This is a genomic window from Mesorhizobium sp. M0207 (assembly GCF_040321995.1).
Classification (GTDB): domain Bacteria; phylum Pseudomonadota; class Alphaproteobacteria; order Rhizobiales; family Rhizobiaceae; genus Mesorhizobium.
Window position 1 is genome coordinate 51,590 of sequence record NZ_JAMYSQ010000032.1, and the last position, 10,920, is coordinate 62,509.

13 protein-coding genes are annotated in these 10,920 nt (G+C 63.3%); 9 read left to right on the top strand and 4 right to left on the bottom strand.

Annotation, left to right across the window (positions count from 1 at the left end; all coding sequences use genetic code 11):
- Nucleotides 1-36: 36 nt before the first annotated feature.
- Complete coding sequence (locus tag NKJ15_RS29045) at nt 37-1,260, top strand: argininosuccinate synthase (RefSeq protein ID WP_352540807.1); 1,224 nt, start codon at nt 37-39, stop codon at nt 1,258-1,260.
- Between the two features lie 543 nt (nt 1,261-1,803).
- On the opposite strand, the gene NKJ15_RS29050 is transcribed toward NKJ15_RS29045, so the two are convergent.
- Nucleotides 1,804-2,604 carry a lytic murein transglycosylase gene (locus NKJ15_RS29050; RefSeq protein WP_352817236.1) on the bottom strand — a complete coding sequence of 267 codons (801 nt, stop codon included), beginning with the start codon at nt 2,602-2,604 and terminating at the stop codon, nt 1,804-1,806.
- Between the two features lie 292 nt (nt 2,605-2,896).
- On the opposite strand from NKJ15_RS29050, the gene NKJ15_RS29055 reads away from it, so the two are divergent.
- The 7 genes from NKJ15_RS29055 (at nt 2,897) to rpsP (ending at nt 8,809) form a co-directional block, all read left to right on the top strand.
- Nucleotides 2,897-3,022 carry a hypothetical protein gene (locus tag NKJ15_RS29055; protein ID WP_352817233.1) on the top strand — a complete coding sequence of 42 codons (126 nt, stop codon included), beginning with the start codon at nt 2,897-2,899 and terminating at the stop codon, nt 3,020-3,022.
- Between the two features lie 87 nt (nt 3,023-3,109).
- Nucleotides 3,110-4,204 (top strand): zinc-binding metallopeptidase family protein, encoded by a 1,095-nt coding sequence (locus tag NKJ15_RS29060; protein ID WP_352819227.1) that lies wholly within the window; start codon nt 3,110-3,112, stop codon nt 4,202-4,204.
- Between the two features lie 63 nt (nt 4,205-4,267).
- On the top strand, nt 4,268-4,870 hold the full coding sequence (locus NKJ15_RS29065) for a DUF1236 domain-containing protein (RefSeq protein ID WP_352819229.1): 603 nt from the start codon (nt 4,268-4,270) through the stop codon (nt 4,868-4,870).
- Between the two features lie 147 nt (nt 4,871-5,017).
- The gene (locus NKJ15_RS29070; protein ID WP_352615507.1) at nt 5,018-5,986 is read left to right on the top strand and encodes a CPBP family intramembrane glutamic endopeptidase; all 969 of its coding nucleotides are present in this window, start codon (nt 5,018-5,020) and stop codon (nt 5,984-5,986) included.
- A gap of 409 nt (nt 5,987-6,395) precedes the next feature.
- Entirely contained in the window at nt 6,396-8,024 is a 1,629-nt protein-coding gene (gene ffh, locus NKJ15_RS29075; protein ID WP_352819231.1) for a signal recognition particle protein, read from the top strand.
- Between the two features lie 7 nt (nt 8,025-8,031).
- Nucleotides 8,032-8,358, top strand: a complete 327-nt coding sequence (locus NKJ15_RS29080; RefSeq protein WP_254817890.1) for a chorismate mutase — start codon at nt 8,032-8,034, stop codon at nt 8,356-8,358.
- A gap of 49 nt (nt 8,359-8,407) precedes the next feature.
- Nucleotides 8,408-8,809, top strand: a complete 402-nt coding sequence (gene rpsP / locus NKJ15_RS29085) for a 30S ribosomal protein S16 (protein ID WP_352615509.1) — start codon at nt 8,408-8,410, stop codon at nt 8,807-8,809.
- Nucleotides 8,810-8,881: 72 nt separating this feature from the next.
- On the opposite strand, the gene NKJ15_RS29090 is transcribed toward rpsP, so the two are convergent.
- Nucleotides 8,882-9,145, bottom strand: coding sequence for a YMGG-like glycine zipper-containing protein (locus NKJ15_RS29090; protein WP_023680734.1), 264 nt, complete (start codon nt 9,143-9,145; stop codon nt 8,882-8,884).
- A 190-nt stretch (nt 9,146-9,335) separates the two neighbouring features.
- Complete coding sequence (locus tag NKJ15_RS29095) at nt 9,336-9,746, bottom strand: DoxX family protein (protein WP_352819233.1); 411 nt, start codon at nt 9,744-9,746, stop codon at nt 9,336-9,338.
- 255 nt (nt 9,747-10,001) lie between these two features.
- Between NKJ15_RS29095 and NKJ15_RS29100 the strand changes: the two genes are divergently transcribed.
- Nucleotides 10,002-10,409, top strand: a complete 408-nt coding sequence (locus NKJ15_RS29100; RefSeq protein ID WP_352819235.1) for an ACT domain-containing protein — start codon at nt 10,002-10,004, stop codon at nt 10,407-10,409.
- A 248-nt stretch (nt 10,410-10,657) separates the two neighbouring features.
- Here NKJ15_RS29100 and NKJ15_RS29105 read toward each other — a convergent pair.
- Nucleotides 10,658-10,920 (bottom strand): transposase (locus NKJ15_RS29105; RefSeq protein WP_352819236.1); only part of this gene is annotated, 263 nt, incomplete at its 5' end.

A 10,920-nucleotide genomic window follows, 5' to 3' on the forward strand; every position in this document is an offset into this window, starting at 1 on the left:
CGCCCGCGAAGAACCCCTGTCGCGGAACCGCCCACCATGTCGAAAGCAAAAGCCGTCAAGAAAGTCGTGCTCGCCTATTCCGGCGGCCTTGATACCTCGATCATCCTGAAATGGCTGCAGACCGAGCTCGGCGCCGAGGTCGTCACCTTCACCGCCGATCTAGGCCAGGGTGGCGAGCTGGAGCCGGCCAGGCGCAAGGCCGAGATGATGGGCATCAAGGACATCCGCATCGTCGATGTCCGCGAGGAGTTCGTATCCGATTTCGTCTTTCCGATGTTCCGCGCCAACGCCGTCTATGAAGGCACCTATCTGCTCGGCACCTCGATCGCCCGGCCGCTGATTTCGAAACATCTTGTCGAGATCGCAAAAGAGACCGGCGCCGATGCCATCGCGCATGGCGCCACCGGCAAGGGTAACGACCAGGTTCGTTTCGAGCTCTCAGCCTATGCGCTCAACCCCGACATCAAGGTTATCGCGCCCTGGCGCGACTGGTCGTTCAAGTCGCGCACCGATCTCATCAATTTCGCCGAGCAGCACCAGATCCCGGTGCCGAAGGACAAGAAGGGCGACGCGCCGTTTTCCGTCGACGCTAACCTGCTGCACTCCTCCTCCGAGGGCAAGGTGCTGGAGGACCCGTGGAGCGAGCCGCCGGAATTCGTCCACCAGCGCACCATCTCGCCGATGGATGCGCCGGATGAGGTCACCGAGATCGAGATCGAATTCCTCAAGGGCGATCCGATCGCGCTCGACGGCAAGAAACTCTCGCCGGCGACGATGCTGGCGGCGCTGAACGATCTCGGCCGTGACAATGGCATCGGCCGGCTCGACCTGGTCGAGAACCGTTTCGTCGGCATGAAATCACGCGGTGTCTACGAGACCCCCGGCGGCACCATCCTGATCGCCGCCCATCGGGCGATCGAATCGATTACGCTCGACCGTGGTGCGGCCCACCTCAAGGACGAGTTCATGCCGCGCTATGCCGAGCTGATCTACAACGGCTTCTGGTTCGCGCCCGAGCGGCTGATGCTGCAGGCAATGATCGACAAGAGCCAGGAAGACGTCGAAGGCACGGTGCGGCTGAAGCTCTACAAGGGCAACGTGATTGTCACCGGCCGCAAGTCGAGGAAGACGCTCTATTCCGACGCGCTGGTCACCTTCGAGGACGACCGCGGCGCCTATGATCAGAAGGACGCAGAAGGTTTCATCCGCCTCAACGCGCTCAGGCTGAGGACACTGGCGGCGCGTAACCGTAGAAAATAGCCAGTTTCTCTGGACAGTGATTTTGACGGGTTGGAAGCGGCAGCAACCGTCGATAGTTCTGTCAGCGGCCAATTTCAGCTGCAAATCGCAACCTCGGAGATTTGCTGAGACACCCCTCGACTTCGTCATCCCAGGCCGGAGCAAGGAGCGAAGCGACGCGGCGCAGACCCTGGGATGACGAAGATGTGGTGGCTTATCGCTAATCGCAAACCTTGGCGATTGGCAGCCCGATCGGCAGGCTCCCATCCACAGCCCTTTCAGGCTCTGTCAAGGAACCAAAACCTCTGTGCAGAGGAACCAGTACTGTTGCAGCGTAATTTTGCCGGCAAACGGCAACCTTGAGATTGGCCGAAGCCTCCCTCGCTTCGTCATCCCAGGGCGGAGCAGAAGCGAAGCGACGTTGCGAAGACCCAAGTATCCATGCCGTTACCCTCGCGGCAGGGGCCCCGGCGGGATTCAATCCGGCCGTGAAATGCTCTGGATAGACCACCCGCAAAAAAGCCCGGCGCATGGCCGGGCTTTCTGTCGAATAGAGATTTTCTATCAGTCGGCATCGATCGCCGTGGCCATGCGGGCGATGGCCTGTTGATAGACGCTCGCCGAATTCCAGCCAGCAATTGCGCCCATATTCGCCTGCGCGCTCGCGCCGGCCCGCCAACCATGACTCTTGAGGAAGTTGGCGGTAGAAGCCAACGCAGTGGCCTTGTCACGCAGGTTTTTGTTTCCGACACCATACGTCAAAACATTTCCGGGCAGGAACTGCGTGTGGCCAATCTCGCCATGCGCGGCACCGACCGACGAGGCGCTCAACGCTCCGCGATCAACCAGCTTCAGGGCCGCAATGGCATGCGGGTAGAAGAACTCCGGACGGCGGCAGTCATAGGCCAGCGTTAAAATGGCGGAGACCGTATTCTGGTTGCCCATGGCGGAACCGAAGCCGGTCTCCATACCCCAGATGGCGAGCAACACGCCCGGCGACACGCCGTAATTCCGTTCGATCTTGTCGAACAGCGCAGCATTGGCCTTCTTCAGCGCACGGCCCCTGGCAATGATCGCGGACGCGCCACGGCGCTTCATGAAAGCTTCCACCGAGCCGCTGAAAGCCTTATGGATGGCGCGGTCGACGGAGATCGTCTTTGTCGCGTAGGTTGCGCGAGCCAGAGCGGCCAGACCTTTCGAGCCGACACCGTCGGCCTTCGCCTCCGCGGCGAACTCCGGTTTCCATGCCTCGAAGCCGGCGCCGCTCTTGCCACAGCTGGCCGCCGCCTGCGCGCCCGTCGCCAGCGCAAGCACCGCCACCACCGTGGCCACTACAAACATCTTCCCCTTGGCAAGAAATGCCATGCTGCTCTCCTGGTTGCCTGAATCACGTTCCCAATTGCGAACTTGCCTGCGAAACACCTGCTTGTCACTGCCCCGGCGCCACGCCGATGCACTCAATACAGCAGGAACCTCAAATCCACCACACTGGCGGACGCCCGGGAATTTGCCTACGATCAAGTAATTATTGTGGCGGGGACAGAATAAGCGTGGAAGACGTTGATGTCGTGATCATCGGCGGGGCGCTGAGCGGTTGTGTGCTATGCGGCGGCGGCGGCCCGGCCGCTCGCAAGCGCGCGCCACGCTGATGCAGCCCGTGGCGGAAAAGATCTTCTTCGCCGGCGAGCACTTGGCCGGTCCGCTGATGCAGACCTGCGGCGGCGCCAGATTGTCGGGCGAGGCAGTGGCCAAGGAGGTCGTCGCCCAGCTTGCGGCAAAATAGCATCTGCCGGCAGGAACGTCGGCAGCTGACAGGCGTTTGGCGTTCTCCTGCTATCGTCCTCCGCATTTCGAATGATTTGAGACGCCAATGAAGCTTTTCGACTGCCCGCATTGCGGCCACCGTCTCTATTTCGAGAACGCGCAATGCCTGAACTGCGCCAGCCTCGTGCTCTACGATCCCGAGCATGCGCGCTTCGCGCTGTCCGGCGCCGAGGTCTTCTATTGCACCAATGCCGACGAATGCGCCTGCAACTGGATGGCGGAGCCCGGCCACGCCTTCTGCCGCGCCTGTGCGCTGAACCAGCTGATCCCGGATCTGTCGGTCGACGGCAACCGCCGCCGCTGGATCCGTGTCGAGGCGGCAAAGAAGCGTGCCGTCTATTCGCTGCTCGCCTTCGGCCTGCCGGTCGCACCCAAGCAGGACGTTGGCGACGAGATCGGTCTCGCTTTCGATTTTCTTGCCGATCCGATCGGCGGCGGTCCGGGCGGCGAACGTATCCTGACCGGTCATGACAACGGCCGGATCACGCTCAACGTCGCCGAAGCGGATTCGGCAGAGCGCGAACGGCGGCGCGTCGAGATGGGCGAGAACTACCGCACGCTGCTCGGCCATTTCCGCCATGAACTCGGCCATTATTACTGGGACCGCCTGATCCGCGACGATTCGCAAAAGCTTGCCGGTTTTCGCGCTTTGTTCGGCGACGAGCGCGCCGGCTACGAACAGGCGCTGAAGACCTATTATGCCGATGGCGCGCCGCCCGACTGGCAGCAGCGCCATATCTCGGCCTATGCGACGTCGCACCCATGGGAGGACTGGGCCGAGACATGGGCGCATCACATGCACATCACTGACACGCTGGAGATGGTGCATGCCCTGAATTTCCCGCTCGGCCGGCTGGAAACCGTTGAAGCCAACGAGCTGCCGCGCGCCGATACCGGCGGCAAGTTGCAGCCGGCACCATCGGAACCCGCCGCCAGCCCAGAGCCCTTCGAAAGGATTCTCGACCGCTGGCTGGTGCTGTCGGAGGCGTCCAACTCGATCAACCGCTGCATGGGCCTGCCCGATCTCTATCCCTTCGTCATCTCGGACGTGGCGGCGCAAAAACTTGCTTTTGTTCACGAGCTTTTGACCGACCTGCCGAAAACGACTGGAACAAATCGTGAGCCGGCCGAAGCCTTTTAGCCGGAACGCATGCGGCTTTGCTTCGTTTTCCGTGCCAAGGGACTGTGAAACGGAGAGAAGACCATGAAACGCATATTGTTTCCGGCGGTGGCCGGAGCGCTCATGGCGATGTCGGGCTCTTCCTTGGCCGACACCGCCGTCTCGGCCATCACTGATCTCAATGTACGCGCCGGCCCCGGCCCGCAATATCCGGTGATCGGCGTGCTTGCGGCCGGCCAGTCGGCGACGCTCGACGGCTGCATCGCCAACAGCAAATGGTGCACCATCGCCGAGGCTAACGGCCAGGGCTGGGTCTATTCCGACTATGTGACGGCCGATTTCGGCGGCAGCCGTGTGGTCCTGACACAGCGTCCGGCCAGCGCCGACATTGCCGTCGTGACGCCGCCCGCCGATAGCGTCGAGTATTCCGACAGCTATACCGGAGCAATCGTCGCCGGCGAGGCGATCGAGCCTATCCGGAGACCGCCGGCCGAGATCCGTACCTATGTACGTACGCATCGGCTCGATCCGGTCTATCTCGAGGGCGAGGTGGTGACGGGCGCGACGTTGCCTGACACCGTCGAGCTACGCGAGATTCCGGACTATGATTACCGTTACGTCTATGTGAACGGCCAGCCGGCACTGGTCGATCCGGGCAGCCGGCGTATCGTGTACGTCGTGCGCTGACGATACAAACAGGGCGGTCGCCCTGTAATGGCGGCCGCTCGCACTCCCGACATTGCCACAAGCCGGTATTGCCGCTGCAATACCGGTTTCCACATTGGGGCCGATGTTCTAGACCTTGCGAGCCGAAGCACCAGCCAGCGAGCCCGCGTGACGATCGACCCAACCGCCTTCCAACAGTACCGGCACACCGCTAACAACAAGACCACTTTGCCGCGGCTTCTGCTTGGAGCGGTGGTCGTCATCCTGTTCTGGCTCGGAACCACTGCCGCCGTGCTGTTCGGCGGCACCTATGCCTTTGCCGTTTGGCAGGCATCGTCTGGCACCGCCCCGCCAGGTGGGGGAGCGGTGCAGGATTTCATGGCCTCTCCTGCGGGCATCCTTGCGGCGCTGGCTTCATTTGCCGGAATCTGGCTCGGCCTTTGGGCTGCCATGCGCTGGATCCATCGCGAGAAGCTGACAGCCCTGATTGGCGTCAGCCGGCGCATTTCTTGGTCGGGGTTCCTGAAAGGACTGACCGCGGTGCTGATCACCTCGCTGCTTTCCGAGATCCTGCTTTATGGTTTGCAGCCCGACATCGCGCGCGGCGCGATCGGCTTGTCCGCGTGGCTTTTGTTCCTGATCCCGATCGCCGCCCTGACCTTTCTGCAAACCTCGTCGGAGGAGATGCTGTTTCGCGGTTATCTGCTCAGGGGCCTGGCGAGCCGGTTCCAGAACCCTTTCATCTGGGCGCTGCTGCCGGGATTGCTGTTCACCTCCCTGCACTGGAGCCCAGGTTCAAGCGCTGCCATCAATGCCTGCGTGCTGGCCTCGATCGCCGCCTTTGCGCTGCTGCTAACGCTTCTGGTCTATGCAACCGGCAATCTCGGTGCCGGCTTTGGCGCCCATCTCGGCAACAATCTGACCGGCTTCCTGCTGATTTCGCACCAGCAAAGCTATAATTCCTTCGCCCTGTTCAACGCCAAGCCGCTCGAAGCCGCGGGCTGGACGACTTCAGACGCCGTCCTCATCGCTTCGATCGGCATCGTCAGCAGCCTGTTGACCGTTCTGCTGCTTTTACATCCGCGCTCACCGCTGAAGGTCGAGCCGGATATGGCGCGCGCCGGCAGCGTGCGCTGATGTGCATTGCCTGGTCGTCCTGAGCTATTTGACGCAAAGCTTGACCAAAGCTTGACTCTGCGGCCGATTTCCTGTCTACACGCCGCGAATTCCGCGACGAGTATTCCTCCGAGCAAACCGACCGGGACGCCGAAACCTCTTTGAGGTGAAGTGCTGTAAATCGATCCCGGAGGCCAACACCCGGCAGCGCTGTGCGCCCCCGGGTGCTTTTTGGCTTTGGGCTTTGCCCGGACCGGCTTTTGCTTGGACAGTTGGCGCGAACGCATTACCTCTCGGGCATCATCCGGGTGCCAGGGAAAAGGAAAAAGAATGTTTGAATCGCTACAGGAACGCACAAGAGGCGTGGAGGGCCTTCGGCCCGACAGGGGTCAAAATGAATCCAAGGCGCTGTCGCGCGGCGGGTTGACCAGTGTTTGAGTCCCTGCAAGAGCGCCTTGGTTCGATCCTGAACGGCCTCACCGGCCGCGGCGCCTTGTCGGAGGCCGATGTCTCGGCGGCGCTGCGCGAGGTGCGCCGTGCGTTGCTCGAGGCCGACGTGGCGCTGGAAGTGGTGCGTTCCTTCACCGACAAGGTGCGCGAGAAGGCCGTCGGCGCCGCCGTGGTCAAGTCGATCAAGCCCGGCCAGATGGTCGTCAAGATCGTCCATGACGAGCTGGTCGAGATGCTCGGCGCCGAGGGCGTCGCCATCGACCTCAATGCACCGGCTCCGGTCGTCATCATGATGGTCGGCTTGCAGGGTTCCGGCAAGACGACGACCTCGGCCAAGATCGCCAGGCGCCTCGCCGACCGTCAAAACAAGAAAGTCTTGATGGCCTCGCTCGACACGCGGCGTCCCGCCGCGCAAGAGCAGCTCCGCCAGCTCGGCGAGCAGGTCAAGGTCGCCACATTGCCGATCGTCGCCGGCCAGACGCCGGTCGATATCGCCCGCCGCGCCGTGCAGGCGGCCAAGCTCGGCGGCCATGACGTCGTCATCCTCGATACCGCCGGCCGCACCCATATCGACGAGCCGTTGATGGTCGAGATGGCCGACATCAAGAAGATGTCGTCGCCGCACGAGATCCTGCTGGTCGCCGATTCGCTGACCGGCCAGGACGCCGTCAATCTGGCGAAAAGCTTCGACGAGCGCGTCGGCATCACCGGCCTCGTGCTGACCCGCATGGACGGCGACGGCCGCGGTGGTGCGGCGCTCTCGATGCGCGCCGTCACCGGCAAGCCGATCAAGCTGATCGGCACCGGCGAAAAAATGGACGCGCTGGAGGAATTCCACCCCAAGCGCATCGCCGACCGCATCCTCGGCATGGGCGACATCGTCAGCCTCGTCGAAAAGGCGGCCGAGAACATCGACGCCGAGCAGGCGGCGGCGATGGCCAGGAAGATGCAGTCGGGCAAGTTCGACCTGAACGACCTCGCCGGCCAGCTTCAGCAAATGTCGAAAATGGGTGGCATGGGTGGCATCATGGGCATGATGCCCGGCATGGGCAAGATGAAGGACCAGATGGCCGCCGCCGGGCTCGACGACAAGATGTTCGGTCGCCAGCTCGCCATCATCTCGTCGATGACCAAGGCCGAGCGCGCCAACCCCGATATTCTGAAGCACTCGCGCAAGAAGCGCATCGCCGCCGGCTCGGGTACCGACGCGGCCGAAATCAACAAACTGTTGAAGATGCATCGCGGCATGGCCGACATGATGAAGGCGATGGGCGGCAAGGGCAAAGGCGGCGGCCTGATGCGCGGCATGATGGGCGGCCTCGCTTCCAAGATGGGGCTCGGCGGCATGATGCCTGGCGGCCCAGGCGGTCCCGGAGGCGGCATGATGGGCGGCGGCATGCCGGACCTCTCCAAGATGGACCCCAAGCAGCTCGACGCCTTGCAGAAGCAGGCCCAGGCCGCCGGGCTCGGCGGCATGAAGGGCCTGCCCGGTGGTCTTCCCGGTGGCGGTGGCCTGCCTGGGCTGCCCGGCGGCATGAAACTTCCCGGCCTGCCGGGCGGTGGCGGGCTGCCAATGCTTGGCAAGAATGGCCTCGGCAAGAAGAAGTGAGGGCGCCATGAACGAAGAGAAGGACATGGCGGACGCGCGTGCGGCGCTGGCCAATTATCGCGCCTCTATTGACAATATCGACGCGGCGCTGATCCACATGCTGGCCGAGCGCTTCCGCTGCACCAAGGCAGTCGGCGTGCTGAAGGCGGAACATGGCCTGCCGCCTGCCGACCCGGCGCGCGAGCAGGAGCAGATCGCCCGTCTTCGCCAACTGGCGAAGGACGCCCATCTCGACCCGGATTTCGCGGAGAAATTCCTGAACTTCGTCGTCCGCGAAGTGATCCGCCATCACGAGCAGATCGCCGCATCCAACGGCGTGACGAAAACCGGCTGAGGACCAGCCACCAACCGATCAACCAGATCAGAGCTTTTAGGAGAAAGAAATGCCACTGAAAATCCGATTGGCCCGTGCGGGCTCGAAGAAGCGTCCCTATTACCATGTCGTCGTCGCCGACGCTCGTTCGCCGCGCGACGGCCGTTTCATCGAGTCGCTCGGCTCGTGGAATCCGCTGCTGCCCAAGGACGGCGAACGCGTCAAGGTCGACGCCGAGCGCGTCAAGCATTGGCTGTCGCATGGCGCCCAGCCGACCGACCGCGTGCTGCGCTTCCTCGATGAAGCCGGCATCGCCAAGCGCGAAGCCCGCTCCAACCCGAAGAAGGCCGAGCCCGGCAAGAAGGCGCAGGAGCGCGCAGCCTTGCTGAAGAAGGCGCAGGAAGATGCCGCCGCGGCCGTTGCCGCCGCCGCAGCCGCGCCGGCCGAGTCGGAAGCCGCCAGCGCCGAATAAATCATCTCCACAACCACGAAACGGCGGGCCCTGCCCGCCGTTTTGCTATTGCATCCATATGATGCGGCCCGATCAATAGCCTTCCGGACAACTCGCAACGTAGACACGACCGTTACGATCGCGATAACGGCATTGGCCGCTTTCGCTGGCACGGCCGATCAGCGCACCGGCCAAAGCGCCGGCCGCACCGCCGATCACCGCGCCCTTGGTCGGGTTGCCGGCCACAGCAGCGCCGACCGCCGCACCGCCCAGGCCACCAACTGCCGCGCCTTGCTCAGTACGGGAGCAGGCACCGAGCGGGACCAGCAGGGCCATCAAGATCATCACCTTTTTCATTGTCGTTCCTCTCCAACAGGGTGCCGTCCTCGCCGCTGCACCCCCTAACTCGCAACCAGGCGATTTGATCCAAAGAAGAAGATCGGCTGCCGCCCGGCGGCGCTCAATTTGATCCAAAGAGTAGAAAGGCGGCGGCAGACCGCGCCCGCTCTGGCGGCCTGGCCACCATCGAGCGGCTTTCGATGTCGCGCTATTGGCTGAACGGGAATAACGCGCGCACCCTTGGATCGCGCAGATACAGGCCACCCCAGAGGATGGCGCCGAGATAAACGCCGAACAGTATGTGCGAGAACAAGGGGCTGCCGATACGCACATGCGTGGCGACGGCACCGCCGAGATAGGCGGTGAGCAGGATGGCGCCGAGCACCGAGGTGCGCGGCAGCGCGTAAAGCGCTGTCGAGACCAGTCCAATGATGCCGAGCATGCACGAGACATTGGCATCGGCCGGCCAGCCGAGCTGCACCATGGTCTGGGTGACGATTTCGAGCGGCGGTAGCTTGATGACGCCGTCGAAGATCATGAACAGCACGACTACGGCGCTGAGCACGCGGCCGGCCCACAAGGCACGCGATGAGACGGGTGCTGCCTGAGACATGGTCATTGATGTTCCCTCCGGTCGTTGTGAGCACTGGCTCTCCGCCAGCTCGAACCAAGGACGCGGCCCATGACGGCGATCCGACACGCCTCCAGCTCTTTTTCAGCTCCGGGGGACGGCGACCTTGGATGTGCAAGTTCAGTCAGCAACGAACCTGGCCCACCTTGCGGGGTGAGGTGGAGGGCGTTATTGAAAATCCGTAGAGGTGTCTTCCGAGCGCTCGACGGCAACCACCGCCTGATCGCACAACGAAAGCAACCGATGGCCGGAGAGACCGACCTGAAACAGTTGCTGGCGGCAATGACGCCGGAATTGCTTGCCGGCGTTCATGTCTTCACCACGTTGCCACCCGATGCGCCCGTTCCCGACAGGCTCCACCCGGTGATGCCATTTCGCGAGCGCGAGGGCATGACGCTGATCGTGCTTGAAGACCATGCCAAGGCCGCTGGACTGAAAACCGTGTTCCGCTGCCGGATGCTGACGCTGAACATCCATTCGTCGCTGGAAGCGGTCGGCTTCCTCGCCGCCATCACCGCGCGGCTGGCCACCGCCGGCATCGGCGTCAATCCGGTCTCGGCCTTCTACCACGATCACCTGTTCGTGCCCGCCGACCGGGCGGAGGAGGCGCTGGAGTTGCTGTTGGACCCAGCGGAGGAGAACCGGCTGTGACACCGGCGCCTGCGCTGCCCCTCATACGCCTGCCGGAACCTTCGCCCCGTGAACGGCGAGAAGGGCGCAAACGGCCGAAGGCCGAGCCCGCGACTGCGGGCCGCCGGCCTTCCGGCGCCCCCGCGGAGGCCAGCCGCGTAGCGAGTTGTGTGCGTCAAGTTCTGCAAAATGGTGTGGCATTGCGTTGACGTCGGCGTGTCCGCCGCGCAGCCCCCGTGTTTAGCGGAGCGGCGGACACATGACGGTGCTCAGGCGGCTAAGGCCCTCAGGCTCTCCTTCTTGTGCTCGCGCAGATGATCCATGTTGAGGTAGCGGGTCGCCTCGAGCCAGTTCTCGTGGATCTCCACCGCCAATGCCCGAACCAGCCGCAGACAGCTCCGCGGGTTGGGGAAGATGCGAACGACCAGGGTGCGCCGCTTGATCTCCTGGTTCAGCCGCTCCAGCATGTTCGTCGACTTCATGTGCTTGTGGTGAGCTAGCGGCAGCCGATAGAAGCTCAGCGTCTCCTCGA